Annotated in this window: 20 protein-coding genes and 1 tRNA gene; 13 read left to right on the top strand and 8 right to left on the bottom strand. The window is 43.2% G+C overall.

What is annotated here, in order from left to right; all coding sequences use genetic code 11:
* Positions 1-46: 46 nt before the first annotated feature.
* A complete protein-coding gene (locus tag FHS57_RS06625; RefSeq protein ID WP_183972080.1) occupies positions 47-2,527 on the bottom strand; it encodes a putative glycosyltransferase family protein in 2,481 nt (826 codons plus the stop codon).
* A gap of 134 nt (positions 2,528-2,661) precedes the next feature.
* Between FHS57_RS06625 and FHS57_RS06620 the strand changes: the two genes are divergently transcribed.
* Complete coding sequence (locus tag FHS57_RS06620; protein WP_028524152.1) at positions 2,662-3,246, top strand: Uma2 family endonuclease; 585 nt, start codon at positions 2,662-2,664, stop codon at positions 3,244-3,246.
* Between the two features lie 2 nt (positions 3,247-3,248).
* Positions 3,249-5,186: a c-type cytochrome gene (locus FHS57_RS06615; protein ID WP_183972079.1), complete on the top strand. Its 1,938-nt coding sequence runs from the start codon at positions 3,249-3,251 to the stop codon at positions 5,184-5,186.
* An 86-nt stretch (positions 5,187-5,272) separates the two neighbouring features.
* Here FHS57_RS06615 and FHS57_RS06610 read toward each other — a convergent pair whose 3' ends face one another.
* On the bottom strand, positions 5,273-6,097 hold the full coding sequence (locus FHS57_RS06610) for a mechanosensitive ion channel family protein (RefSeq protein WP_183972078.1): 825 nt from the start codon (positions 6,095-6,097) through the stop codon (positions 5,273-5,275).
* A 106-nt stretch (positions 6,098-6,203) separates the two neighbouring features.
* Between FHS57_RS06610 and FHS57_RS06605 the strand changes: the two genes are divergently transcribed.
* Positions 6,204-6,695, top strand: a complete 492-nt coding sequence (locus FHS57_RS06605; RefSeq protein WP_183972077.1) for a dihydrofolate reductase — start codon at positions 6,204-6,206, stop codon at positions 6,693-6,695.
* 43 nt (positions 6,696-6,738) lie between these two features.
* The gene (locus FHS57_RS06600) at positions 6,739-8,196 is read left to right on the top strand and encodes a M20 family peptidase (protein ID WP_183972076.1); all 1,458 of its coding nucleotides are present in this window, start codon (positions 6,739-6,741) and stop codon (positions 8,194-8,196) included.
* Positions 8,197-8,265: 69 nt separating this feature from the next.
* Here FHS57_RS06600 and FHS57_RS06595 read toward each other — a convergent pair whose 3' ends face one another.
* From FHS57_RS06595 to FHS57_RS06570, 6 genes are all read right to left on the bottom strand, one after another.
* Complete coding sequence (locus FHS57_RS06595; RefSeq protein ID WP_221225558.1) at positions 8,266-8,634, bottom strand: helix-turn-helix domain-containing protein; 369 nt, start codon at positions 8,632-8,634, stop codon at positions 8,266-8,268.
* Positions 8,603-8,920 (bottom strand): type II toxin-antitoxin system HigB family toxin, encoded by a 318-nt coding sequence (locus FHS57_RS06590; RefSeq protein ID WP_183972075.1) that lies wholly within the window; start codon positions 8,918-8,920, stop codon positions 8,603-8,605. The genes FHS57_RS06595 and FHS57_RS06590 overlap by 32 nt, the downstream gene beginning before the upstream one ends.
* Before the next feature lie 188 nt (positions 8,921-9,108).
* Positions 9,109-12,156: an efflux RND transporter permease subunit gene (locus FHS57_RS06585; protein WP_183972074.1), complete on the bottom strand. Its 3,048-nt coding sequence runs from the start codon at positions 12,154-12,156 to the stop codon at positions 9,109-9,111.
* A 45-nt stretch (positions 12,157-12,201) separates the two neighbouring features.
* On the bottom strand, positions 12,202-13,269 hold the full coding sequence (locus FHS57_RS06580; protein ID WP_183972073.1) for an efflux RND transporter periplasmic adaptor subunit: 1,068 nt from the start codon (positions 13,267-13,269) through the stop codon (positions 12,202-12,204).
* A 15-nt stretch (positions 13,270-13,284) separates the two neighbouring features.
* Positions 13,285-14,652: a TolC family protein gene (locus FHS57_RS06575; RefSeq protein ID WP_183972072.1), complete on the bottom strand. Its 1,368-nt coding sequence runs from the start codon at positions 14,650-14,652 to the stop codon at positions 13,285-13,287.
* Positions 14,653-14,723: 71 nt separating this feature from the next.
* On the bottom strand, positions 14,724-15,341 hold the full coding sequence (locus FHS57_RS06570) for a TetR/AcrR family transcriptional regulator (RefSeq protein ID WP_183972071.1): 618 nt from the start codon (positions 15,339-15,341) through the stop codon (positions 14,724-14,726).
* Between the two features lie 195 nt (positions 15,342-15,536).
* Between FHS57_RS06570 and FHS57_RS06565 the strand changes: the two genes are divergently transcribed.
* From FHS57_RS06565 to FHS57_RS06525, 9 genes are all read left to right on the top strand, one after another.
* Positions 15,537-16,049 carry an HNH endonuclease gene (locus FHS57_RS06565; protein WP_122932275.1) on the top strand — a complete coding sequence of 171 codons (513 nt, stop codon included), beginning with the start codon at positions 15,537-15,539 and terminating at the stop codon, positions 16,047-16,049.
* Positions 16,050-16,176: 127 nt separating this feature from the next.
* The gene (gene rpsA / locus FHS57_RS06560) at positions 16,177-17,997 is read left to right on the top strand and encodes a 30S ribosomal protein S1 (protein ID WP_183972070.1); all 1,821 of its coding nucleotides are present in this window, start codon (positions 16,177-16,179) and stop codon (positions 17,995-17,997) included.
* A 110-nt stretch (positions 17,998-18,107) separates the two neighbouring features.
* Positions 18,108-18,178: transfer RNA gene (locus tag FHS57_RS06555), tRNA-Cys, on the top strand.
* Between the two features lie 293 nt (positions 18,179-18,471).
* Complete coding sequence (locus FHS57_RS06550) at positions 18,472-19,671, top strand: c-type cytochrome (RefSeq protein WP_229601271.1); 1,200 nt, start codon at positions 18,472-18,474, stop codon at positions 19,669-19,671.
* Between the two features lie 42 nt (positions 19,672-19,713).
* Positions 19,714-22,803 carry a TAT-variant-translocated molybdopterin oxidoreductase gene (locus tag FHS57_RS06545; protein WP_183972068.1) on the top strand — a complete coding sequence of 1,030 codons (3,090 nt, stop codon included), beginning with the start codon at positions 19,714-19,716 and terminating at the stop codon, positions 22,801-22,803.
* A gap of 110 nt (positions 22,804-22,913) precedes the next feature.
* On the top strand, positions 22,914-24,341 hold the full coding sequence (nrfD, locus tag FHS57_RS06540) for an NrfD/PsrC family molybdoenzyme membrane anchor subunit (protein WP_028524166.1): 1,428 nt from the start codon (positions 22,914-22,916) through the stop codon (positions 24,339-24,341).
* A gap of 50 nt (positions 24,342-24,391) precedes the next feature.
* Complete coding sequence (locus FHS57_RS06535; RefSeq protein ID WP_122932271.1) at positions 24,392-24,919, top strand: DUF3341 domain-containing protein; 528 nt, start codon at positions 24,392-24,394, stop codon at positions 24,917-24,919.
* 15 nt (positions 24,920-24,934) lie between these two features.
* Positions 24,935-25,525, top strand: a complete 591-nt coding sequence (locus FHS57_RS06530) for a c-type cytochrome (protein ID WP_084332209.1) — start codon at positions 24,935-24,937, stop codon at positions 25,523-25,525.
* A 104-nt stretch (positions 25,526-25,629) separates the two neighbouring features.
* Positions 25,630-26,946, top strand: a complete 1,317-nt coding sequence (locus tag FHS57_RS06525) for a quinol:cytochrome C oxidoreductase (RefSeq protein ID WP_183972067.1) — start codon at positions 25,630-25,632, stop codon at positions 26,944-26,946.
* The last annotated feature ends 3 nt before the right edge of the window (positions 26,947-26,949 follow it).

The raw sequence follows: 26,949 nt of genomic DNA, 5'->3' as shown, positions 1-26,949 counted from the left end.
TAATCAAGAGGATTATTCGGTGGTTGATACCTGCACGCGAACTGCGTTAGGCTTGTTTTTTGGTACGAAAATCTAGGAACAAAGCCCCACCGATGAGCAGTAGCCATGCGATAGAAGCGTACAAATCTATTTTTTGACCTTGGCTAACCGTTTTTGCATCAAATTTGAATTCGATGGTGTGTTTTCCTGCTGGAATAACCATGGCTCTAAGCACGTAGTCAGCTCTAAAATGAGGGGTTTCTTTTCCATCAATGTACGATTTCCAATCTTCGTTCCCTTTGTAGTACATTTCTGAGAAAACAGCTATTTGAGGGCTTGATGTATTAGATTCGTACGCCAATTTTGTGGGGTGATAATTCGTCAAACGAATCGTCCCTGTGCTGTCAGCCGATGGCTGTGCTCCCTTTAGAATATCCGCAAAACGCTTATCTACAACGGCGGTTTTACCTGGGTTGAAATTATCTAACGCGGCCATTTCTTCGTCGGGATTGTTGACCATTTTCAACTCACGAACAAACCAAGCGTTTCCAAGCGCCCCAGGGTTTTGTTGTACTACAGGTTGTTTTTTCTCGTCAGGTACAATGAAGTATTTTGTATTGAGCATGTTGAAAACAGCCATGTTGTTTTTAACCATCTGGCGCTCAATCAGGTCTTGGGTACGGCGCAGTTTTGAAGCACTATAACCTCCCACCGACTTGTGGAATGCCGATGCCCGAGGGTCGGCAAAAGGATTGCTGGTAACATCTAATACGCGGTAGTCTGGGTCGGTATCTCTCAAAATTTGCTGATCTGCAGCGTTAGGTTCTACGTTTTGAGCCGATTCAAATTTAGGACGAAAATCGTCGTTGTTGAGGTAACGCTTGTTGACGCTCCACATGTCTATCAACGTCAGCGCCGAGATAATTCCGACAACGGCCGTCGTATTTTTAAGTTTATTGGTAATAAAAGCCCAAAGAACCGCCGCCGCCAACAGAATGAAAAGCACAGTACGCAAGGCATCCGAACGAAGCATAGAAGCGCGGTCATCGAGAAGGGCGTTGTAAAGATCATTCGCTGCGGCTTTGTTGTTGCCAAAGCTTTGGGCCATTTGCTCTACAAACGCGGCATCGTTATCGCTGCGTAAACCGACCAAACTTGGAACAATGGCCAAGATAAGGGCAAGACCTGCCGTTGAGCCCAAACTAATAAAGAACGGCTTTTTGAATTCTTCCCAAGAAGGACGGTTTTCAATGAGTTGCTTTACGCCGAGCGAAGCGATGATAATCATACAGAACTGCGTCAGCGAAAGAATCATGCTTACCGAACGGAACTTGTTGAAGCCTGGAATGTAGTCAAATAAGAAGTAATTGAGGGCGGTGAAATTGCCACCCCAACCGAGCATTAAGGTAAAAATACCTGCGATTAGGAACGGAATACGGTAACGTTTTTCGGCATAAAATAACCCCAGTACAAACAAGAAACAGATAATCGCCCCTGAATATACACCGCCACCTACGAAGGTCTGGTCGCCCCAGTAAGTGGGCAATTGATAGGCAAACTGAGCGGCATTTTGTCCATCTACGCCGTAGCGAGTGAGGGTTTTGTACGATTCTGATTTGGTATCTAATTCACCGCCCGAACTGCCTCCCGAAAAGTCAGGAATCAAAAGCGTTAGTGATTCAAGCTTACCATAACTCCAGGCAAAAGCATAGTCTTTGGTGAGCCCTTTACTATCGCTATTTCCTGTACTTGCAGCTTCGCCTTTTACAGGGGTAAGTTCTGACCCACCGCGAATGGTTTCTTTGGAGTGGTCATAAAGTGTCCAAAGCCGTGAGGTATTGGTCGCCAATGCTAATGCACAGAAAATAGCCGAAGCACCAAAAAAGATAATGAGCGATTTTACTGCTCCATTTTTTACCGCTCTAATGGTTTCAAAAATGGCTAAAATGCCTAAAACGATGGCAGAATAATACGTAATCTGAGGGTGATTGGCGTGAATCTGCAAGCCAAGCCCCAAACTAAGCAGGACGGCTCCCAACCAAGGTCGCTGATTAAACCCAAAGATAACCCCTGCGGCCATCAGAGGAAGGTAAGCAACGGCATATACTTTGGCGGTGTGTCCTGCTTCAATAATTTGAAAGTTATACGTAAAAAATGCGTAGCCAATGGCACCCAAAATGCTGGTCCAAAGGTCACAACGGAAGCCTCTCAACATCAAATAGGCACCAATCAAATACATCCCAATGAAGGTCGCTTTGATATTGAATAGGGTATAAATCAGTCCGTGAATTTTGATAAAAATACCGTTTGAATAATCGCCTCCCACCAAAAAAGTAGGCATTCCTCCAAATAAACTATTGGTCCAGCCAATGTATTCGCTGGCGTATTTGCGTATTTCGCTTTGAAGCGCTATGAAACGATCAACATCGCCCATCGCCAATTGCTGCCCTTTCAAAACAGGGCTCATGTACATAATGGCAAGTGCTAAAAAGCCAATAATGGCAAGTAGGTGTGGTAAAAGACGACGGAAGTCAAACTGGTTTCTCATATAAAGGTTTTATAGATTGCACAAAATTATAAAAAAACTCCAAAGGTGGTTGTTTCAAGGCTTGGATGGCTGAAATTGGGAATGATTCTCTATCTTTGCTCAACGAATGAGAGATTCCTAATTGATAGCAACCCATGCTGATTCCATTGCATCTTCCTTCTCGCGAGCAATTTACTGATGATGAATTGGTAAACTTCTGCCTTTCAAACCCCGATTTGATGGTAGAACGTAACGAGTTTGGACAAATTTTTATCAATATGTCTCCTACGCATCTGCTAACCAGTTCTAACAACAGCGAATTGAATGGTGAGTTTGTCATTTGGAATCGCCGTACAAAAGCTGGAAAAGTGATTGATTCTAACGGCGGTTTTTTCTTGCCCGATCGCTCCATGCGCGCTCCTGACGTGGCGTGGATTCGGAAAGAACGCTGGGCTGAGTTATCAACGGCCGAAAAAAAATCGTTTCCGTATTTAGCCCCTGATTTTGTGCTTGAGTTGGAATCTGACACGGATAATTTGGAGGATTTGAAACAAAAAATGCAAAAATGGATTGACAATGGCGTGCGATTAGGTTGGCTAGTAGCCATGAGTGAACAACGAACATACATCTATCGGCCGTATGCGGCTATTGAAACTAAATTGTTTAGTGAAACCCTAACAGGCGACGACGTTCTCGTCGATTTTGAAGTAGTATTGACCAATATCTTAGAAATACCGTAGTAATGAAAAAACAAGTTATCTGCACAATCACCTCCCTTTTACTGAGTTTAGGCGTATCCTTTGCGCAAGAGTCCCCTTCAGAAGAAGATTTTTACAAAATTGTTACGCCACCTGTCCCTGAGGGTATTTTGCTCGAAGTAGGAGGGATGACCACCCTTCCTGATGGTCGTTTGGCCATTGGAACGCGCCGAGGCGATGTTTGGTTGCTCGAAAACCCTACAGGTTCAAAGCCGTACTACAAAAAATTTGCTTCAGGTTTACACGAAATCTTAGGGCTTGTTTACCAAAACGGCGCGATGGTTTGTGCGCAACGTGGAGAATTGACAAAATTGATTGACAAAGACCACGATGGCAAAGCGGATGTTTATGAAACAATCTACGCTTGGCCGTTGTCTTCGCACTACCACGAGTACAGTTTCGGCCCAAAAATCGCTCCAGATGGTTCGTATTTTGTATCGGGTAACGTCGCTTTTGGGGACGAAGAGTGGTGGGCAGGTGAAAGCCGCCGCCCGTTGCGTGGTTGGATTTTTAAAATTACGCCTGATGGCCAAATGGAACCGTGGGCAACGGGCGTTCGCTCTCCTTGCGGTTTAGGAATGGTGGATGGGGAGTTGTTTTATGACGACAACCAAGGCGACTGGATGGGTTCAGGCGGTATTTGGCACGTGAAAAAAGGGGCTTTTATGGGCCACCCTGCGGGCTTGAAGTGGGCTAACAGCCTTACTAATTCTCCCATCAAAATTACCCAAGAAGAAGTATATGCGATGGTAGATCCGCGTAAAACGCGTGACAAAAACGGCAACGCCATCAAGCCTGAAAACGTACAAAATGAGAAATTTTTGACGTTGGCCGATATGAAGAAAAAATATCCTGAAACCCAACTTCCAGCAGTGTGGCTGCCACACGGTATCTTAGGGGTTTCAAATGCTGAAATTTTAGCGGATCAAACGGGTGGTAAATTTGGCCCTTTTAGCAACCAACTTTTTGTGGGCGACCAAGGACAAAGTAAAGTGATGCGCGTTTTCTTAGAAAAAGTAAAAGGCGAGTACCAAGGAGCTGCGTTTGATTTCCGTTCGGGTTTTCAGTCGGGGGTGTTGCGTATGGCGTGGGCTAACGACGGCGGCTCACTTTACATCGGAGAAACCAACCGTGGTTGGGGCTCGTCGGGTGATGCTAACCAAGGCTTGCAGCGTTTGGTGTGGAATGGCAAGACACCGTTTGAAATGAAGGCGGTTCGTGCCATGCCTGATGGTTTTGAAGTTGAATTTACGCTTCCAGTGGATAAAAAATCAGCTGAGAACTTAGCCTCGTATGCGGTTCGTAGCTTTACTTATAAGTACCATCCTGTGTATGGAAGCCCAACGGTGAACGAAGCTAAATGTGCTATCAAAGGGGTAAAAGTATCGGAAGATGGCTTGAAAGCGCGTATCGTAGTGGACAACTTGCGTGAGCACTACATCCACGAATTGAAACTTGACGGCGTTCGTGCTTCTACGTCGTACTGGTCTTTGGTACACCCAACGGCTTTCTATACGTTGCATAATTTGCCTGATGGAGAAAAGTTGAAAGCCGCTGATATGAGTACAAAATCGTCAGCTACTACAACGACAGCCACTGCCAAAGTAACGGAGAAAAAAGCAACTACAACCGCATCGGGTAAAGCACCAACGTTTGAGGAAGTTAAGCCTTTATTGGCCAAAAATACGTGTTTGGCTTGCCACGCGGTTGACAAACGCCAAGTGGGTCCTGCTTACACAGAGGTGGCAAAACGTAAGTATTCAAACGAAAAAATTGTAGAGCTTATCTATAATCCTAAGCCTCAAAACTGGCCTGATTATGCTACACCAATGGCTCCTATGCCGCAGGTACCGCGTGATGAAGCGCTCAAAATTGCCGCTTGGATTAACTCACTAGCACCTAAGTCGGCTCCAAAGCCGTAAGTGAAATAGATTTTAAATAAAAAGTGCGTAACCCTGAATTTTAGATGGGTTACGCACTTTTTATTTTTAGGCTTATTTGGATAAAATTATGCCTTCGTAGGTTGCATCACGACGTGGACTTCGGCAGGTGCGGGGGCTAGGATATTATCAGAGCTAAATTGTTTGCTAATGTGTTCGTGTACAAAGTAATAAACATCCCAGTAACGGTCTGGGTGTGTCCAAACGCGAACGTCGAAGAAAATGGCATTTTCGGTTAATTTTGTTACCAAAACATCATGTTCGATGTCTTTGAGCGCACTAGGGCAACTAGCAATAACTTTTTGAATCGAAGCCCTAATCTTGTCAACCCCATTGGGAGCACCTGCTGCAAAAACCATGTCCACGCGAATTTTACCTTTGCCAGAAATATTTGTAATGGCTCCCGTAGAAAGTCCGCCGTTGGGTAGGGTAATGGTTTTGTTATCAGGAGTAAGTAAAACGGTATCAAAAATACGAATGGCTTCTACGTGTCCTGTAAAGCCTTGGGCAGAAACTAAATCTCCGACACGGAATGGTTTAAAAATCAGAATTAATACGCCACCAGCAAAATTGGCCAAACTACCCTGAAGTGCTAAGCCAACGGCTAATCCAGCGGCACCTAAAATAGCCACAAATGAAGTAGTTTGAACACCCAAGACACCAGCACAACTTAGCAACAACATGATGTTGAATGTGACACTGGTGAGAGAAAGTAAAAAAGGCTGAACATCGCGGTCAATTTTTGCACTGTTCATCCGCGTGCTTAAAAAGCGCATGATAGTGCCAATTAGCATTCGCCCAATAATGAAGGCAAAAATAGCCAGTAATACTTTGCCTCCGTACTGCGTGACGGCTGCCATAAGCTGATTTTTAAACGTAGTTAAGTCTAGCATTGTCGTACGATGTTTGGTGTAAAATGGAGAATTTGCCTTTTGACCACGTCACTTTCTATTAGTCACGTTAAATTTGCGTAATTATAGAATTAACAGAATTGAACTTATGCTTCTTTCCTTGATTGTAGCCGTTGCTCAAAACGGCATTATCGGGCGCGATAACCAACTGATTTGGCATTTGCCCAATGATTTAAAACAATTTAAACGCCTTACCACGGGCCATCCCATCATCATGGGGCGCAAAACGTTTGACTCTATTGGAAAACCGTTGCCAAATCGTACCTCCATTGTTATTACTCGCAATAAAGAATGGCAGCATGAAGGGGTAGTGGTGGTACATTCCGTGGAAGAGGCCATCGCAGCGGCACAACAGACCCAAACCGACGAAGCTTTTGTGATTGGTGGGGCGGAGATTTACCGTAAAATGTTGCCCTTGGCTGATAAACTTTACCTGACCGAAGTCAAAGCTGATTTTGAAGGAGATGCGTATTTTGAAGCCATTTCTAACAACGAATGGAAAGAGGTAAGTCGGGTTGCTCATTCGGTCGATGAAAAGCATTCGGTACCGTTTGATTTTGTGGAATTAGTTCGTAAATAGCGCTGAATACGCTTTATTTTCAACTAATTACCCCTAACGCCCGATGAAAAAGATTTTCCTTTCGCTTGCCGTATTGTTGTTGGCGCTGATTTCTGTGTTGGTTTTTAATACGTTTCGACTAAGCTCCAAACAGATGCAAGGAGTTGCGCCTTTGCCCGCGCTTACGCTCAACGATTCGGTCGTGAGTCACTTATCGGAAGCGATTCAATTTCGGACGGTTTCGTACGAAGACTTGTCGCTCATGGATAGTACGCAATTTGAAAAATTTGTGGGGTATTTGGCAAAAACGTATCCCTTGGTACATAGCCGTTTGAAGTTAGAGCGAGTGAATTCGTATGGGTTGTTGTACGAGTGGAAAGGGAAAAGTACTAGTTTAAAACCTGCCCTTTTGATGGGGCATTACGACGTAGTTCCTGTGGTGCAAGGCACCGAAAAAATGTGGAAACATCAGCCTTTTGCGGGCGATATTGCAGAAGGATTTGTGTATGGACGCGGAACGCTAGACGATAAAGTAACGGTAATGGGCGTGCTGGAAGCGGTCGAACACCTTTTAAAGTCAAACTTTACCCCCGAAAGAAGTTTTTACTTGGCCTTTGGGCACGACGAAGAAATTTCGGGTAGAAACGGCGCGCAGCAAATCGCGGCTTTGTTGGAAAGCCGTAAAGTGGAGTTAGAATATGTAGTTGACGAAGGGGGGGTGATAAAAATTGACGGTGTTTCGGGAATTAACCAACCTATCGCGCTGATTGGTGTGGCGGAAAAAGGTTATACAACCTTGCAGTTGAGCGCGACAGGTGACGGTGGACATTCGTCCATGCCGCCCGTCCAAACCAGTATTGGAATGCTCGCGGAGGCGATTGATAAACTTCAAAAACATCCGTTTCCTGCGCGTTTGGGAGGAGCCGCAGGGTATATGCAAGATTATTTAGCTCCTGAAATGCCCTTTTCAACCAAGTTGGCGATGGCAAACCGCTGGTTGTTAAACTCGGTCATTATTGGCATTTTGGAAAAAACAAATGCGGGAAATGCCATGGTACGAACCAGCATTGCCCCGACGGTCATTCATGCGGGCGTGAAAGACAATGTTTTGCCCGTAGAAGCAATTGCCAAAATTAATTTTCGGATTTTGCCAGGCGATTCGGTAAAAACGGTGATTGATTATGTTAAGAAAGTTGTTGGAAATGAACGAATTACGGTAGAGTCGCTCAAACAGTTTGACTCAGAACCTTCGCCCGTTTCGGACACTGCAACGGTAGGTTTTCGCGCCCTTCACCGAACTATCAAAGCCTGTTTTCCTACATCTATTGTGGCACCCTATTTGGTGGTTGGAGCTACGGATGCGCGTTACTACAAAAATGTTTCTAAAAACTTATACCGTTTCATGCCCGTACGCATGAACGACGAAGACCTAAAGCGCCCGCACGGCACCAACGAACGTATCAGTATCGAAGACTTCAAAAATGTGGTGCGTTTTTATGTTGAATTAGTGAAGGGAAGTTAGGGGTAGAATGTGCTATCAAAATCAAACCCAAGACTATCTAGGTCTTGGGTTTAATGTCACAAAAGAAAGTTAGTAAGCTGCAATAAGCGTTTCGGCTGGAATTTTAAGTTCTTTATTGAGAATGCGAATCATCGAAATACTCATTTTTCGTTTACCGCTTAAAATTTCGGATTTATGGCTACGAGAGCCTAAAATTCTACCCAAATCCGCTTCGCTTAACCCCATTTGATCTAATTGGAATTTAATAGCCTCAATGGGGTGAGGGGGCGCAATTGGGTAGTGCACTTTTTCATATTGTTCAATTAGAACACTAAGAAGTTCTAGTTCTGCCAATTCGGCAGACTCTTCTTCTAAATCTAGCTGAGTAAGTTGGTATGCTCTTTCAAGAGCATTATCATATTCTTCCTCAGTTTTTATCAGGCTTTTTATAGACAACATTTTCTACATTTATTTTATCGTACTCCGAATGTGTACCCACCCAAACTACGAACACCATCTTTATCTTGTACTCTATATCTACTATTAATCGGTAAGTATTACCGTGAATATCAAAAACAACTCGTTTTTTATTGATAATTGAAGTTTTCCCAAATTGCTGTTTAAGCTCGTTATGAGTTTTCCATTGGGCTTTTTCTGTGATGCTATACCAGCTTTTAAGTGGTTGTTCTGCATTAGGCTCTTTTTGCCAATATTCTTGTAAAATTTTTTTTGATATAATTCTCATGAATCATTTTTTACGTTGTTAAACATATTATTATCCTCCTTTCTTTTGTGATTGGTAAACTAAACTAGTTTGAAATTCTTTTGCAAAGATAAAATGTTCCCAGAGAGGGAACAAATGTTTGGGTTAAAATTTTAAGGAAAATATACACCATAATCTGAGTTAGTGATTCAGACTATGATGTATTCATCTTACTGTTTCACCTCCACTTTCGGCGGAATCAACCGATACAAAACGGGCGTCACAATCCGTGATAACAGCGTTGAGCTAATCAAGCCCCCAATCAACACCCAAGCCAGTGGCGAATAGAGCGGGTTGCCTTCGATGGCCAATGGAATCAGTCCACCAATGGCTGTTAGTGACGTTAGTACAATAGGAACAAAACGTATTTCGCCCGCTTCTTGAATTGCTTCTAACAACGGCCTGCCTTCTTCTCGAAGCTGATTGGTAAAATCCACCAGCAAAATGGAATTTTTTACCTCAATCCCAATCAAAGCAATAAGACCAATCACCGCGACAAACGAAAGCGGATAGCCTACAATCCAGAGCATTGTAAAAGCCCCAATAATCCCTAATGGAATGACAGAAAGCACAATTAATGAGCTTTTGAACGTGCCAAATTCAAGAATTAACACTCCTAAAAAACCAAAAGCAGTAATCAAAATGATGGTGCCGAGGCCGCCAAAGGATTTTTCACGGGCTTCGAGTTCTCCCGCTGCCTTGTAGCTAAAGTCTTTCGGAAACGGATGTTTTTCAAGTTTGGCCAAAATATCGTTATAGACATTGTCCACCAAAAAACCGCTTTTCACAAAGGCTGAAATCGTCACAAAACGGTCGCGGTCAAAGTGGCGAATTTGGTTGGTTGAGGTTTCAAATTGCACATCTGCAATTTGGCGAAGTGGCACAGCCGAGCCCGTCAATGTGTTGATATAGAGATTATTTAAAACATCAGGAGTGGTGGTTTTTCCTTTGGGAAGTGTAACATTGATGGCGTAGTCGTCGCCGTCACTATCTTTGAACGTTCCAATGTTTAAACCTGCAATGGCCAAACGAACCGTGCGGTTAATATCGGCAATCGACATTCCCAACAAGCCTGCTTTTTCTTTGTTGATTTTTACCCGCAAATCGGTTCGGCGAGTGGTGAGTGGATTTTTTACGTAAATGGTGCCTTGCGTATCTTTCAAGATTTTTTCTACGTCTGCCGCTACCGTGCGCAATTGCTCCAGGTCGTCGCCCAAAACGCGAATGGCGATAGGCGCTTCGGTGTTAGGCCCTTGCTCAAAATCAACTACTTCGACGTTGGCATTGGGAATGTAACGCAGCTTTTCGCGGAGTTTGTCAATGATTTTCTCTTTTTGAGGTGGATGAATTTCATCTTGAAGTTGGACAAATACCTCCGCATAATTGCTTGCCTCAGAGCGCTCGATGACGTTGTAGTACATCCGAGGGTTGCCTCGTCCAACGCTGGTTGAAAAGTACTTAACCTCTGGGACTTGTTTCAGTTCGTTCTCGACTAAACGAGCTACGCGGTTGGTTTCGTTTAAGCTACTTCCTTCGGGGGTTTCAAACGTTACCCTAAACATGGGTTTTTCTGACTTTGGAAACAGGGCAAAACCAATTTGTTTTGGAATCATTAACGAGGCACCAAAAATGACGCCCGCAAATAAAAGAGAAGGCAGTGGATGACGTAATGCCCAGTTGAGCAAACGACTGTACGAACCAGAAATTACTTTTTTCAATGCTCTCAAGAAGATATTACCCTCGGGATTGTGGCTATTTTCTAACAAACGACTGCTTAAAAATGGTACAATCGTGAGCGATACAATCATGGACGCGATGATGGTCATGGTGACAGCCGTGGGAAGACTTCGAATAAAATCGCCTGACGCTTCGGGCAAAAACATCAAAGGTAAAAAGGCCAACACAAGCGTAACGGTACAACCAATGACGGCCAGCGTAATTTGTCGGGTAGCTTTGATGGCCGCTTCACGTTTGCTAAATCCATCCCGAATCCAACGTTCGATGTTTTCTACTACCACAATGGAGTCGTCCACCAAAATTCCTAAGGCAACGATTAAACCTACCACACTCAACTGGTTGATGCTGTAACCCAAATAGTTGACGGCGGTAAGCCCAATCGCCAATGAAAGCGGAATCGAAATCATCACCACCAACGCGGCTCTAAAACCGAGTGGCAGCAGAGTGAGTGCCACCAGCAAAATGGCAATGCCGAAATCTTTGGCAAAGCGTTCGAGGCGTCGGTCAACACTCATCGATTGGTCAAAGTACTTCACCATTTTGATGTGCTTTGGCATCGTTTTTTCAAATTCGGTCAGGCTTTGGTTTAGTTTTTTACCCGTTTCCGAAATGTTTTTACCCGATTTTTGAGCGGCCACCACCAACACCGCCCGACGGCCGTTGAGTCGGGTCAAATTGGTTTCTTCTTCGTAATTGAAATCAACGTCGGCTACGTCGCGGAGGTAAATGATTTTTTGGCCATTGGTAGCCACCACCGTATTACGGATTTGGTCAAGAGATTCGTAGTCACCGCTGGTTTTTACATTAAAACGCCGCGCACCTTCCTGAACACTTCCTGCGGGGATGTTGAGGTTTTCACTTTGCAACGCCCCCAATACACGGTTGACTGCAATGCCTTCTTGCGCCATTTTTTCAACATTGAGCGAAATCCGAACGTTTTCTTTGGGAAATCCGTAGTCTTTCACTCCGCGTAAATCTTTATTTTTCTCAAGTACTTTTCTCAAACGTTCGGAGTACTGAGCCATTTCTTTGTACGAAGCGACTTCCGATACCAAAGCGACTTGTACGATGTTGACCAACCCTGGGTCAAATTGAAAATAACGAATATCAAAAATATCATTGGGCAAAATCCCCCGCATCGAATTGACTTCACGAGCGATTTCTTGCTTCTTTTCGTCGTTGTCAACCGAGTAGTCGTATTCCAACATAAACACCGCCAAACCGTCGTCGATGGTGGTACGGATATTGCGAACGTCTTTTAGTTCATTGAGGCGTTTTTCAACGGGGTCCACCACCAGTTCCTCCATGTCTTTGGGGTCAGTACCAGGGTAAATTACCGATATAATAAAGGTAGGAGCCTCGAAAGTCGGGTCTTCGGAGCGAGGCATGGTGAAAAGTGAGTTGAGCCCCAGCGCGACCACTCCCACAAACATCACCAGCATAAACTGCCAGTTTTTGACGGAAAATTCGGATAGATTCATTGTTTTTAGCGTCTTTGCGTGATTAAAAATTGGTTCATCAATGCGTTATTTTACAATCACGGTAGAGGACTCAGTTAGGAAAGCGCTACCCGAAGTGATTACTTCTGAGATGCCTTCTAAGCCATTTGTAATCAAAACTTTATCCCCGTCCACAAAGCCGATTTGTACAGGCAAGCGCTTCACTTTTTTGCGGGTTTCATCCAATACATAAATGAAAGCTTCTTTGCCATTTCCTTCTACAATTGCCTCTAGGGGCACAACGGTGTAAGTGCGGCTTTGGACGGGTTTTAATTCAACTTTGGCAAAAAGACCCGTGGCCAAGCGCTTTCCTTTGGGCGCAATCCGTACTTCAATGTCGTACAACTTATTCATGGGGTCGGCGGCAGGGGCGAGTTTGGTAATTCGACCTTCAAAAGCTTCTGTGGGGTAAGCATCAAGCTGCACATTGGCTTTGTCTCCTACTTTTAAGCGCGCCCAATCTTTGTCCGAAACCCCTACACGCACCACCCAGTCGCCTTGACGATTGGACGTAATGTAAAAGATGGGCGTCCCAGGGCCCGTCAATTCACCTTCGTTCCCCATTTTTTTGACAACTGCGCCGTCGATGGGCGAAATGATTTGGGCGTACGAACGGTTAAACTGAGCGATTTGGAGATTTTGCTTGGCAATGTCCAGCGCGGTTGTCACGTTTTGCATTTGCTCTAGCGTCGCGGCGGTGTCCTTTAGCATATTTTCGACGCGTTTAAAATCTCGTTCAGATTTTTCAACGCCGTATTTGGCCTGATTCACCTGAGCGTCAATCTCAGTCGTATTAAGCGACGCAAGAAGTTGGCCTTTGCTCACTTTTTGGCCTTCGGTCACATAGACTTTTTGGATTATTCCGCCAATTTTAAACGATAACCTCGCTTCTTCTGATGAGGCTACCAACCCAGACGCAACGATACTTTCAGAACGGGTAGCTTGGTCAACTTTGGTGAGTGAAACGGGTACCAATACCTCATCAGTTTCGGCGGTTTTTTGCTGGGTTTCGTCCTTTTTATTACAACCTATAAGAAGTAAACTCAATAATAATGAGCTACTTATCAAGCGGAATGTGTTATATAAAGAGTTCATAGTCAGAGAAGCAGATTAGTTGACGGCTGTGATTTTATTGAGAGTTGCTTGTTTAGAAAGTATATCAAACTGTGCCAAAGATTCTTGCAATTGGGCGTTGAGCAATTCGCTTTGGGCTTTGACGTATTCAATAAGTAGGACATTGCCATTACGATAGCGACTGTCGATGACCTTGAAATACTGCTCGGCTTTACGGACACCGTCGGCCAATGATTTCATTGATTCTTTGGCGGCTTGAAGCTCAAAATAAGCCTGCGTTGTTTGGAGTTCAATCTGTTTTTCAACTTCCGATTGCTTCGTTTTTAGCAACTCCGTTTGAATTTTAGCCTGTTGAATTTTTGATTTTCGCTCGTATCCCTTAAATATATCCCATTGTAACCCTATTTGAGTAACAAGGTAGGCTTGTCCCGAAAATTTATAGCCATATCCCTGAAAACCAGTATTCCCACCAATGAAAACAGAAGGCCGTTTTGCAGCTTTTTCGTGGAGCGTAATGGCAGTTTGCGAAGCTAAAATGGATTGAGCAAGCTGCTTTAACTCTTGACGATTTTGACTGGCTAAGCTAGTCAAGGAACTTAAAGCGGGCGAGGGGGCAATGAATTGCTTTTGATTAGAAGCTAAAAGCAAAGAATCGGTTTTAATGTCGCTTCCGAGCTCGCGATTGAGCAAAAAATTAAAATAAGCTTTGGCTACGTTTGAGTTTTTTGCGGCCACAATCGCTTGTTGTTCGAGTTTACTTAGCTCATATTCAGCACCTACCACGGCATCTTTGGTAACCACATTGTTAGAAACAAGCTTTTGGTTGAGCCGTACAAGTTCATGCAGGGTTTTCTTGGCATTTTCAAAAATCTGTAAAGCCTCCTGCGATTGTAAATACTGAAAATAGGCCGTTTCGATGGTATATCTTAATTCATTCTCAACCACTCGCTTGCGAGCCTCTTGGGCCGATAACAACGTTTTCTGAATCAGGTAATTATACTGAATTTCAGGGTTGTAAATTGAGTACTGAAAACTCAGCTTTGTATCATGAAAATGATTGGGAGCCAATAGTTCATTGACGTTTTCCACTTGAGGAAAATTATTGGTCTGAGTGAGTTGGTTGAGTGTATTATAGACGGGATTCAACAAATCCCCGACGGGAAACGCTAACCGCCGCCCACCTGCGGCCAAGGAGTAGGTGGGGTTGAAGCTCACTTTTGGATAAAAAAGTGATTTTGCTTGCACGATGGCTTCATTCACTTTTTGAATTTCAAGCCCTTCTTGTTTGAGGGAAAGGTTGTTTTGCAAACCTTCTTGTACGTACGTTTCCAAAATGGCCGATTGTTGGGCTACTGCTCCTAAACTACAAAGAATCAGTAACCACAGGTAGATAGTTCTAATCATATATTATTTAATAAACAGTGTTTAGATAGTAAGCAAAAAAACGAATTTAATCGAGTGTCAATCGTAGGTAATTAAAGGGTTTCTTTAATCATTTTGGTAAACAGCACAAACGACTGCTGCATTCGTTGCAATTGTTGGTTGTCTTGAAACATACTCATGCGGTTTTTTAAGTAAATAGATACCAAACCGTGCATATAAGACCAAATAGTAATGGCCGAAACCTCAATATCTGTATTTTTAAAATAGCCTGCGTTGACACATTCTTGGATTGCCCATTTGAGTAATCCGAACGATTTTAGCCCATCTTCCCACACCTCATCGCGACAGGCTAAGGCTTCAATGGGGGCTTTCATAATAAACATAAGGTCGTATAACTCAGGATTTTCGACTGCAAACTTGATGTACCGATGCCCCATTTCAATCAAGCGTGCAAAGGAGTCTTGTATAGTTTGTAGCGAACTCAGTTCCTCCATCAGTTTTAAGAATGCTTCTTCATGGAGTGCAAAAAATAATTCGTTTTTGTCTTTATAGTATAAATAAATGGTGGCTGGACTGTATTCTATGACGTCTGCGATGTTCCGAATACTTGTTTTTTCATACCCTTGCTCCAAAAAAAGCTCCCGTGCGGCGTTCAAAATGAGCCGTCGCATGTCTTCTCTCTCTCGTTCTTTTCGCTCTAGTATTCCCATGAAATAGAATAAATTGTTGATTTATATTACAAATTTACTGAACAGTGTTTAGTAAACAATAGATGTTTATTTTTTTGTTCCAAAGCCAGCCCAAAAATTTCCTAGCAAGAAGATTATGTTAAGATATTGACTGAGGGAGAGGATATTACCTCAGAATTTTATAAATTGCAAAAACCTAAAAAACTTGATGTCGGTATGGGTAGGAAAGTCTTAATTTTGAATCAAGATTACTCCGCTTTAGGCATTTGTTCGGTTCCTAAAGCCTTTTTACTCGTCTATTTAGACAAGGCCGAATTGGTTGCTGCGTCTTCGGCGTTTCAATTACACACCGTAAGTACTTCATTTCCGCTGCCAACTGTTATTCGCCTGAACCGTTACATTAATCTTCCCTACAAAGGCGTGATGCTCACGCGGCAAAATATTTTCAAACGAGACGGGCATCGGTGTGTGTATTGTAGTTCGACGGAAGACCTTACGTTAGATCATGTGATGCCAAAATCCAGGGGAGGGCGAACAAGCTGGGAAAATCTGGCAACGGCCTGCAAGCGCTGTAATGCCAAAAAAGGGGATTGCACCCCCGAAGAAGCTTCCATGCCCATGCGTCATCGACCCTTTAAACCTTCATTTGTGCTATTTTTGCGCGATTATTCTGGGGCTGTGGAAGAATCATGGATGCCTTTCCTAACAAAGAGAGAAAAGGTGTATTAAAAATTGCATTTTTTTTGGAAAACATCTACCTTTGCACTCCGTTTTGCGAAAGGCGGAGGTTTGTTTCACCAAATTTCAACCTAAATGCCGATAGGTTGATGTATAAAAGGCAATTTTAAAACTTATCATGAGTAAAGCTCAATTAGCTGATTTTGATTGGGATAGAATTGATAACCGTGGCTTTGGTAGCGGTTACTCAGTAGCTGAAAAAGCCCAGCTAGAACAATTGATTAACGGGACTCTTGCACCCGTCGCCGAAAAAGAAGTAGTTAAAGGTGTCGTGGTCGGTATGAATGACCGCGAAGTGATTTTGAATATTGGTTCAAAATCGGACGGTATCGTACCGCGTTCAGAATTCCGCGATTTGTCGGATTTGAAAATCGGCGACGAAATTGAAGTATATATCGAAAACCAAGAAGACCCTAACGGTCAGTTGGTTCTTTCTCGCAAAAAAGCACGCGTTATTACAGCTTGGGATAACATCCAAAAGTCATTCGACGAGGATTTGGTTATCGATGGTTTTGTGAAGCGTCGTACAAAAGGTGGTCTTATCGTGGATATCTACGGTATCGAAGCCTTCTTGCCAGGTTCACAAATTGACGTTAAGCCAATTCGTGACTTCGACATCTTCGTAGGTAAGAAAATGGAAGTGAAAGTTGTGAAAATCAACCACGCTAACAACAACGTGGTCGTGTCTCACAAAGTTCTTATCGAGAAAGACCTTGAAGCACAACGTCAACTTATCCTTACAAACCTTGAGCGCGGTCAAGTACTTGAGGGTGTAATTAAAAACATGACTAAGTTCGGTGTGTTCATCGACTTGGGTGGTGTTGATGGTTTGTTGCACATTACAGATATTTCTTGGGGACGTATCAACGATCCTTCGGATTTGTTGAGCCTTGACCAAAAAATCAACGTAGTAGTACTTGACTTCGACGAAGATAAGAAGCGTATTTCACTTGGTATGAAGCAACTCCAGCCTCATCCTTGGGAAGCACTTTCTACCGAGGTTGAAGTTGGCTCGAAAGTAAAAGGTAAAGTAGTAAACGTAGCTGACTACGGTGCTTTCCTTGAAATCATGCCAGGCGTAGAAGGTTTGATTCACGTTTCAGAAATGTCGTGGTCACAACACCTACGTAACCCACAAGATTTCTTGAAAATCGGTGACGAAGTAGAAGCAGTTGTATTGACATTGGACCGCAACGAGCGTAAAATGTCTCTTGGCTTGAAACAATTGACCGCTGATCCTTGGACACGCCAAGAAATCATCGAGAAATATGCAGTTGGTTCAAAACACAAAGGTGTAGTTCGTAACTTGACTAACTTTGGTCTTTTCCTTGAATTGGAAGAGGGTATCGACGGTCTAGTTCACGTATCTGACCTTTCATGGACAAAGAAAATCAAGCACCCAAGTGATTTCATCAAAGTTGGTGAAGAACTTGAAGTAATGGTACTTGAACTTGACGCTGATAACCGTCGTTTGTCTTTGAGCCACAAACACCTTGAAGAAAACCCATGGGATACTTTTGAATCAGTATTCGCAGTAGGTTCAGTTCACAAGTGTACTGTCGTTGGTAAAGGTGACAAAGTAGCTACGCTTGAATTACCTTACGGTATCGAAGGCGTTGCCGTGTTGAAAAACCTTGCTAAAGAAGATGGTTCGGTTGCGGAAGTAGGTGAGTCACTTGATTTCAAAGTAACTGAGTTCTTGAAAGAAGAAAAACGCATCGTTCTTTCTCACGCCAAAACTTGGCAAGATAAAGAAGAGCCTAAAGTAGAAGAAAAAGCGGCGAAACCTGCTAAGGTTGAAAAAGCAAAAGACGCAGAGAAAGCTACACTAGGTGACCTTGAGGCACTTTCGGCATTGAAAGAACAATTAGAAGAAGGAGAAAAAAAGAAAAAATCGACTACTTCTAAGAAAGTTTCAAACGAAACAGACGCTGAATAGTGAATTATTCAAAATAAAACACTATATTTGCACTTGGATATGAGTTAGCGATTTCGCTAACACTTTTAACAAAGTTTAGTATTTATCTAACACATTATCCAAGTGTTTTTGGTCCTGTGGCCGAGTGGCTAGGCAGAGCTCTGCAAAAGCTCGTACAGCGGTTCGAATCCGCTCGGGACCTCACTAAAATACATATTTCTAAAAAAAGTACCATTCAGCTATGATAACCATTTCACAAGCTGAATGGTATTTTTGTTTTTAATTCTACCTGTTTTTCCTCAAATACAGAATAAAATTAGGTTTTAGGTGGGTTCTGCTCTTTAATTAGAAGAAGTCTAAATAATTAAATTATTGCAAATTAAGAATAGAAATACTTTGGCACGTACCTATTAGTGCATTACTTTTGTAGGGTCAAGAAGTATCATGTTTTTGTTAATTCATACACGAATGAAGAGTAGTTTATTTTTCAAAAAAATGCGCAACATCAGTCGGCTATTAGTAGTAGCAATGTTGACTACTGTTGGATTCAGTGCAGTAGCTCAAGATGGTGATGCAGCCAATGGCGAATCACTATTTAATAACAACTGTAAAGCTTGTCACTCAGCAAAAGACGAAGTAGTCGTCGGGCCAGGATTGAAAGACATTCAGAAACGTCGGGACTTAGCTTGGCTTGTTAAGTGGGTGAAAAACCCGAACGGAGTAATCCAGTCAGGTGACGAATATGCAGTTGCTTTGTACAACAAATTCAACAAAGCGCAGATGACTGCCTTCCCAGCATTTGGTGAAACGGAAGTAAAAGACATCGTAGCTTACATTGAAAAAGCAAATACAGCAGTGGCGGCAGCTCCTGCAGCGGCGGGTGCTACTGCGGCAGCGGGTGGAGTAGCAGCTGAGTCGTCTGATTTGTTTACGTACATTTTGGTTGCATTATTATTAGTGATGCTACTTGTTCTTGGAGTATTGCTGGCAATTGTATCTATTCTCTCAAAAGCAGTGAGCGGAGAAGTAGGTGCTGGTGATGGCGGTTCTTTTGGCGACAAACTTCGTAACGGTTTGGTAGCCATGAGCAAAAACTCAGCTATCCGCAGTGCAACAGTATGGTTCTTTGTATTGATGGTGACGAAAGCTACCCTTGATGGCTTGTATGGCGTAGGTATCCAACAAGGATACGCTCCAAAGCAACCAATCGCTTTCTCGCACAAACTGCACGCAGGTCAATATAAAATTGACTGTAACTACTGCCACACAGGGGTTAACCGTGGTAAGTCTGCGACAATTCCTTCGGCAAACATTTGTATGAACTGCCACGGAGTTATCAAAAAAGAATCTCCAGAAATCCAAAAAATTTACTCGGCTATCGAGGAAAACAAGCCAATCCAGTGGGTACGTGTTCACAACCTACCTGATTTGGCGTATTTTAACCACGCCCAACACGTAAACGTGGGTGGTCTTCAGTGTCAGCAGTGCCACGGTGAAATCCAAACGATGGAGGTTGTTCAACAACGTTCAACCTTGACAATGGGTTGGTGTATCGACTGTCACCGCAAGACAGACGTTAATACAAAAGAAAACGCCTATTATGACAAGCTAGTTCAGCTTCATGCTGAGAAAAGCGATAAGCCATTGAAAGTGGCTGATATTGGCGGCTTGGAATGTTCAAAGTGTCACTACTAGAACTAGAAAATATAAGAATCCAGAATCTACATTCATAAATATATGGAAAACCAAACGAAGAGGTATTGGAAAGGACTAGAGGAGCTTCGGAATGATGAGACTTTTGTAAAAAACGCCCATAACGAATTTGGTAGCTTTGAACCTACTAATTCCAGTGAAAACAAGAGCATCGTCGATGGTATTGGTTCAGACCGTCGCGATTTCTTGAAAGTGCTGGGATTTGGCGTTGCTGCCGTGTCGTTGGCTGCGTGTGAAGCTCCCATAAGAAAAGCAGTTCCTTATCTCAACAAGCCAGTAGATACCTTCCCGACTATCGCAGATTGGTACGCATCGACGTACGCTGAGGGCGGAGATTATGCTAGTATTCTAGTAAAAACTCGCGAAGGACGTCCAGTCAAAATTGAAGGAAACAAACAATCGAGTGTAAGCAGAGGAGGGGTTAGTGCTCGCGCACATGCCTCTTTGTTGGCGTTATACGATATTGAAAAATTGAAAGGCCCTAAAAAAGGGGATGCTGATGCTGACTGGGATGTAATTGACAAAGAAATCTCAGCTCAATTGGCAAAAGGCGGACAGATTCGTATCGTTTCTTCTACCATTTTAAGCCCTTCAACAAAAGCTGTTATCGGCGACTTTGCTGCAAAATATCCTACAACAAAACACATTTCTTACGATGTAAATTCAGCATCTGGCTTAATCAAAGCGAACGCTGAGTCTTTTGGCAAAGCAATATTGCCATCGTATGATTTTAGTAAAGCAAAAGTAATTGTAGGTTTAAGTTGCGACTTTTTAGGTACTTGGGTTGCTCCAGATGCGTTCTCAACCCAATATGCCAAAGGCCGTAAAATAAGCAGTGCAAAAGGCGGAAATAAATCAATGTCGCGTCACTTCCAATTTGAGACAACATTGTCACTTACTGGTTCAAACGCTGACTACCGCACAGCCATCAAACCTTCACAAGAAGGTCTTGTAGCGTTGGCGTTATATAATAAGATTACTGGCAACGGAAGCGCTTCGTTAGGTGCTGAGGTTGACAAAATGCTTGATAAAGCAGCGAAAGAATTAAAAGCTGCCCAAGGGGCTTCGTTGGTCGTATCTGGCTCAAACGATGCGAGTGTTCAAGTTGTAGTAAATGCTATTAACCAAACACTTGGTTCGTATGGCGCTACGATTGATTTGGGCACACCAGCGTACTTCCGTCAAGGAGATGACGCTGCCATGAACACGTTGATTGATGAAGTAAAAGGTGGTTCAGTAAGCGCCGTGATTTTCTACGGTTGCAACCCTGTCTATGATCATCCACGTGGAGCTGAATTGAAAGAAGGACTTTCTAAAGTAGCGCTTTCGGTTTCATTTGCTGATCGTGCCGATGAAACATCTTCACTTTGCAAATACATCGCACCTGCTCCTCATTATTTAGAAAGCTGGGGTGATGCACAACCAGTTGCTGGATTCTATAGCTTGCAGCAACCTGCCATTTCACTGATTTATAAAACGCGCCAAGCACAATCAAGCTTATTGAAATGGGCTGGTTTGAATTCTGACTTTTACGCTTATTTGCGTAACTACTGGAAAGCCAACGTAATTGGTGGGGCAGATTTTGAAAATGCTTGGACAAAAGCATTGCATGACGGTGTTTATGAAAAAGGAGCCGTAGCAGCTAGTGGTGCTGGAACAGTGGCAGGTGTAGAAGCCGCAGTCGCTGCAATCAACGGTGCCTACAAAGCAAATGCTTCTGGCCTTGAAGTGGTTCTTTATGAAAAGGTAGGAATGGGAACAGGGGCATTAGCCAACAACCCTTGGTTGCAAGAGTTCCCAGATCCAATCACAAAAGCTTGCTGGGATAACTACGCATGTGTTTCTCAAAAAACAGCAAAAGAACTAGGAATAGCGCAAGACGACGTTGTTAAGGTAGAAATAAAAGGTAAATCTGTTGAATTACCAGTCGTAATTCAGCCAGGTCAAGCCAACGGAACCGTCGCTATTGCGATTGGGTACGGTCGCGAGAAAGCTGGAAAAGCAGGTAATGGTGTAGGGGTAAATGTATATCCTCTGGCTCAACTGAAAGGCGGAGCTGTTAGCTTCAGTGCAGGTGAAGGTACCCTAACTAAAACTGGAGATACACACAAAGTTGCGCAAACACAGACTCACGACACCGTAATGGCGCGTAAGTCGGTGCTTCAAGAAGCTCGTCTTGGTGAGTATCAAAAAGATAGCAAAGCAGGTCGTTATTTCCCGCACGTTGTTACTTCAGAAGGGGTGAAAGCGCCAGGAGAAATTTCATTGTGGAATGGTTATGAAAAACCAAACCATTCTTGGGGATTGGCGATTGACCTTAACTCATGTACAGGTTGTGGTGCGTGCGTAATTAGCTGCCAAGCAGAAAATAACGTTTCGGTAGTTGGCCGCCAAGAAGTAATCAACCGCCGTGAAATGCACTGGATTCGTATCGACCGCTATTACAGCAGCGATGCACCAGTGGATGATTTGAGTGGTTTGGAAGTTGCCTCTGAAAACCCAGAAGTAACATTCCAGCCGTTGATGTGTCAGCACTGTGGAAACGCTCCTTGTGAGACGGTTTGTCCAGTATTGGCCACAACCCACAGCACAGAAGGTTTGAACCAAATGGCTTATAACCGTTGTGTAGGTACACGTTATTGTGCAAACAACTGCCCATACAAAGTACGTCGCTTCAACTGGTTTAAGTACTTCGATAACGATAAATTCGATTATCACTTCAATAACGACCTTGGTAAAATGGTCATCAACCCAGACGTAACTGTACGTTCGCGCGGGGTTATTGAAAAATGCTCAATGTGTGTGCAACGTATCCAAGAAGGTAAGTTGAATGCGAAGAAAGAGCGTCGTCGTCCAATTGACGGAGAAATTGAAGTAGCATGTTCGCAATCATGCCCAACAGAAGCGATTGTGTTTGGTGATATGAATGATCCAAGCAGCCGTATCTCTAAGTTGTTGGCAGAAGAGAAAGAAGGACGTGCATTCCAAATGTTGGATGAAATCAACGTCAAACCGCAGATTTCTTACTTGACTAAGATTCGTAACAAAGATGTGGATACTTCTAAAGCTACGGCTCACGAAGGGCACCAACATGCTGAGCACGGAGGTCACTAATAAATCAAAGCCACTGCTTTTCGGAGCAGTGGCTCTCGATAAAATAGTCGAGCTATTTTGTCAAAGTACACAGAGAAAAATCAATAAAATAACTATTAACTCTTAAAAATATGCACGTTACTTCACCCGTAAGAACCCCTCTTGTAACAGGCGGCAAGACGTATGCTGACGTAACAGAGGATATCTGCAAGCAGGTGGAAGGTAAACCAACCAAAGAGTGGAAAATAGCATTTGCCATTTCTGTTGTGGTTTTACTGTATGGTACTTGCTGTCTCTTCTGGACTTGGTGGGAAGGTTTGGGCGTTTGGGGCCTTAATAAAACTGTAGGTTGGGCATGGGACATTACCAACTTCGTATGGTGGGTAGGTATCGGTCACGCTGGTACACTTATCTCCGCAATCTTGTTGTTGTTCCGTCAAAAATGGAGAACTTCTATCAACCGTGCTGCTGAAGCGATGACGATTTTCGCCGTTATTTGTGCGGCTTCGTTTATCTTGATGCACATGGGCCGTCCGTGGATGGCGCACTGGGCTTTGCCTTTGCCAAACACATTCGGATCATTGTGGGTTAACTTCAACTCTCCATTGGTTTGGGACGTATTCGCGATTTCAACGTATTTTTCAGTATCTTGTTTGTTCTGGTATGTAGGTCTTGTGCCTGATTTGGCTACTATCCGTGACCGTGCTCAAAACAAAGTATCTAAATATATTTACGGTACATTGGCAATGGGCTGGAATGGTTCAGCCAAAACTTGGGCACGTTACGAGTACATCAGCTTAATCTTGGCTGGTTTGTCAACACCACTCGTACTTTCAGTACACACGATTGTATCCATGGACTTTGCAACCTCGGTTATTCCTGGTTGGCACACAACCATCTTCCCTCCTTACTTCGTAGCAGGTGCGATTTTCTCTGGTTTTGCCATGGTACAAAACTTGATGCTTATCGCTCGTGTCGTATATAAGTTGGAAGATTATATCACATTTGAGCACATCGAAATGATGAACAAAATCATCACGTTGACGGGTTCGATTGTGGGGGTAGCTTATTTGACTGAGTTCTTTATCGCTTGGTATTCAGGCGTTGAGTACGAAAGCTACGCATTTATCAACCGTGCTACGGGGCCATACTGGTGGGCATACTGGGCGATGATGACGTGTAACGTAATCTCTCCACAGCTTTTCTGGTCACGTTCACTTCGTCGTAGTGTTAAATGGACGTTCTTCATTTCCGTCATTGTAAACATCGGTATGTGGTTTGAGCGTTTCGTAATTATTGTGACGTCACTTCACCGCGACTATATTCCGTCGAGCTGGGCAATGTTTTCACCAACAATGTTTGACATCGGTGACTATATCTTCTCATTTGGTTTGTTTGGCACTCTTTTCTTATTGTTCTCTAAGTATTTGCCAGTAATCAACATGGCAGAGGTGAAGGGTGTATTGCGGACAACTTCTGAGCAATTGCCCAAAAAAATCGCAGGCGTTTCTAAAGCAGACAGATTAGCTTCTCCTGCCTACAAAAAAGATGCAGAATAAGAGAGTAAGGGAAGTTAAAATTGAGTTTTCAAAAAATAATTGAGACAACAATGACGGACGCAAATAAGAAGTTTTTGGTAGGTGTTTATGACGATGATGACGTAGCACTCGCCGCAGTAAATAAAATTAAAAGCGCTGGGGTGAAAATCTACGAAGTGTATTCACCTTTTGCTATTCACGGAATGGACATAGCAATTGGCCACCCACGGACTCGTATCGGTATTGCGGCATTTTGCTTTGGTTTGACTGGGTTTTTATGCGCAATTACGTTGACTACTTGGACAATGGGAATCGATTGGCCGATGGTAATTGGTGGAAAGGATCCCCTTTCTTTTCCAAACTACATTCCAATTATGTTTGAGCTTACGGTACTTTTTACGGCTTTTGGTATGACAATTACCTTTTTCCTGTCAAATGGATTAGGGCCAACCGTTGAGCCACTTTTGTTTGACCCACGTTGTACTGACAATAAATTTGTGATGGCGATTGACCTAAGCAAAAACAAAATGTCAGAAGCTGAAATCGCTAGTTTGGTAAAAGCTTCAGGAGCAGAAGAGGTGAGTGTTAAACAGGTTTAATGTTTTTAAATGAAGATGAAAAAAATTAATACATTAATTGCTGGTACGTTTGCTGTCGTCGCTGCTTTGAGTTCTTGCCAACGTGGTCACGATGATGCAGGTTTAGAATATGCTCCTAACATGTACAACTCGGTTGGTTATGAGCCATATACCCAAATTGAGAAAAACCCCATCAATGCTGATGGTAAAAACATGCGTGAGCCTGTAGCAGGAACGGTATCTCGCCGTAACTACAAAACTCAATTTGACAGCTCAAGCGTGGACTTGATGATTTACCACATCGGTAAAGATGAGCTCGCTACTGCGGAAGCCGTTTTGAAAAACCCTGTTCCAAATACTGCAAAAACACTTGCAGAAGGAAAAGCACTATATGGAAGATATTGCCAACACTGCCATGGTGAAACAGGGGCAGGAGATGGCCCAGTAGCTGACATGTACAAAGGGGTACCTAATTACAAAGCAGATGCTTACCTTAATATGAATGATGGACATATTTTCCACGTAATTACGCACGGAAAAGGTCGTATGTGGGCACATGGTTCACAAGTGACTCCCGAAGAGCGTTGGAAAATTGCTCACTATATTCATAAATTACAGAAAGGCTAGTACTAAGTTACTGTAATAAACCGAAGCGGCAAACCGCTAATTACGAACAAGTTAGCGGTTCGCCGCTGCGATAACCAACAACAACTTAAAGATAAAGATTTATAATGGGCGCACATCATCACGAAGTTGTTTCTGTCGAAGAACAATTTGAATTTACCGCCGAATCAAAACGCAATTTGCTCATTGGGATGGGTATTGGCGCTGCGCTGGTATTGATCGGAGCATATATGTTATCTCAAGGTGGTGGACATGGGCACGAAGCTCATGGGGCTGCGGGTCATGCTGCTGAACATGCACACGACCATGCCGAACACGCTTACCACTGGTCACAACGTATCATTTCTAACCTTTGGGTAAATAGCGTCTATTTTGCTGGTATTTCTGTCATTGGCTTATTCTTCTTAGCTTATAATAACCTTGCTCAGGCGGGTTGGTCGGCCGTATTTAGAAGAATCCCAGAGGCAATGCCTGCATTCTTGCCAGTACCAGCTATTATTATTTTGGTGCTTGCTGTAGGCTTTGGAGATAAATTATTCCACTGGATGCACGAAGGTATTATGGATCCCAATAGTCCACACTACGATGCCATCATCGCAGGTAAAAAAGGATTTTTGAACAAACCATTTTATTTCATCCGCCTCGTTTTGTATTTCGGTTTGTGGTATGGCTTGTGGAAAGTATTGAGAAATTTGTCGCTTCAAGAAGACGAAATTGGTGGAACTGAGAATTATGAAAAAGCCATCAAATTCGGAACGGCATTTTTGTTAGTTTTTGGCGTAACTTCATCTACTTCAGCTTGGGATTTTGTGATGGCAATCGATACTCACTGGTTCTCAACCATGTTTGGATGGTACACACTCGCTAGTTGGCACGTCGCAGGTTTGGCAACAATGACGCTTACCATTGTTATGTTGAAAGAGCGTGGCTATTTGAAAGCAGTAAACGAAAGCCACCTACACGACTTAGGTAAATTCTGTTTTGCCTTCTCAATTTTCTGGACATACGTTTGGTTTGCGCAGTTCTTGCTTATCTACTATGCTAACCTTCCAGAAGAAGCTATCTACTACCGTGAGCGTTTTAGTGGTTATGGTGGTATTTTTAAAGCACCATTTTTCATCAATCTTTTCTTAAACTTTGTTACCCCTTTCCTAGTTTTAATGACAAGGGATTCGAAGCGTACGCCATTGATTTTGAAAATCGCTTGTTGGTCAATCCTTGTAGGTCACTACTTCGATTTTTATACCAACATCATGCCAGGTACGGTAGGCGAACATGCTGGTTTTGGGCCTGTTGAGTTTGGCTTTATTTTATTGTTTGCTTGTGCGTTTATTTGGTCAGTTTCAACTCAGTTGACGAAAGGCAATCTAATCCCTCGCAACCATCCAATGTTAGAGGAGTCTCTTCACCATGATGTTGCGTAATTT

This window comes from Runella defluvii (assembly GCF_014195535.1).
Lineage (GTDB): Bacteria > Bacteroidota > Bacteroidia > Cytophagales > Spirosomataceae > Runella > Runella defluvii.
Note: the sequence above shows the minus strand (reverse complement) of the source record. Positions and strands in the feature narration are given on the sequence as shown.

Bases quoted from the DNA above. Each gene is read 5' to 3' on its own strand.
- FHS57_RS06605 (WP_183972077.1), top strand. From the start codon at position 6,204: ATGCTTCTTTCCTTGATTGTAGCCGTTGCTCAAAACGGCATTATCGGG.
- FHS57_RS06585 (WP_183972074.1), bottom strand. From the start codon at position 12,156: ATGAATCTATCCGAATTTTCCGTCAAAAACTGGCAGTTTATGCTGGTG.
- FHS57_RS06570 (WP_183972071.1), bottom strand. From the start codon at position 15,341: ATGGGAATACTAGAGCGAAAAGAACGAGAGAGAGAAGACATGCGACGG.
- FHS57_RS06610 (WP_183972078.1), bottom strand. From the start codon at position 6,097: ATGCTAGACTTAACTACGTTTAAAAATCAGCTTATGGCAGCCGTCACG.
- FHS57_RS06625 (WP_183972080.1), bottom strand. From the start codon at position 2,527: ATGAGAAACCAGTTTGACTTCCGTCGTCTTTTACCACACCTACTTGCC.
- FHS57_RS06600 (WP_183972076.1), top strand. From the start codon at position 6,739: ATGAAAAAGATTTTCCTTTCGCTTGCCGTATTGTTGTTGGCGCTGATT.
- rpsA (WP_183972070.1), top strand. From the start codon at position 16,177: ATGAGTAAAGCTCAATTAGCTGATTTTGATTGGGATAGAATTGATAAC.
- FHS57_RS06545 (WP_183972068.1), top strand. From the start codon at position 19,714: ATGGAAAACCAAACGAAGAGGTATTGGAAAGGACTAGAGGAGCTTCGG.
- FHS57_RS06615 (WP_183972079.1), top strand. From the start codon at position 3,249: ATGAAAAAACAAGTTATCTGCACAATCACCTCCCTTTTACTGAGTTTA.
- FHS57_RS06530 (WP_084332209.1), top strand. From the start codon at position 24,935: ATGAAAAAAATTAATACATTAATTGCTGGTACGTTTGCTGTCGTCGCT.
- FHS57_RS06575 (WP_183972072.1), bottom strand. From the start codon at position 14,652: ATGATTAGAACTATCTACCTGTGGTTACTGATTCTTTGTAGTTTAGGA.
- FHS57_RS06550 (WP_229601271.1), top strand. From the start codon at position 18,472: ATGCGCAACATCAGTCGGCTATTAGTAGTAGCAATGTTGACTACTGTT.
- FHS57_RS06535 (WP_122932271.1), top strand. From the start codon at position 24,392: ATGACGGACGCAAATAAGAAGTTTTTGGTAGGTGTTTATGACGATGAT.
- FHS57_RS06620 (WP_028524152.1), top strand. From the start codon at position 2,662: ATGCTGATTCCATTGCATCTTCCTTCTCGCGAGCAATTTACTGATGAT.
- FHS57_RS06580 (WP_183972073.1), bottom strand. From the start codon at position 13,269: ATGAACTCTTTATATAACACATTCCGCTTGATAAGTAGCTCATTATTA.
- nrfD (WP_028524166.1), top strand. From the start codon at position 22,914: ATGCACGTTACTTCACCCGTAAGAACCCCTCTTGTAACAGGCGGCAAG.
- FHS57_RS06595 (WP_221225558.1), bottom strand. From the start codon at position 8,634: ATGTTGTCTATAAAAAGCCTGATAAAAACTGAGGAAGAATATGATAAT.
- FHS57_RS06565 (WP_122932275.1), top strand. From the start codon at position 15,537: ATGGGTAGGAAAGTCTTAATTTTGAATCAAGATTACTCCGCTTTAGGC.
- FHS57_RS06525 (WP_183972067.1), top strand. From the start codon at position 25,630: ATGGGCGCACATCATCACGAAGTTGTTTCTGTCGAAGAACAATTTGAA.
- FHS57_RS06590 (WP_183972075.1), bottom strand. From the start codon at position 8,920: ATGAGAATTATATCAAAAAAAATTTTACAAGAATATTGGCAAAAAGAG.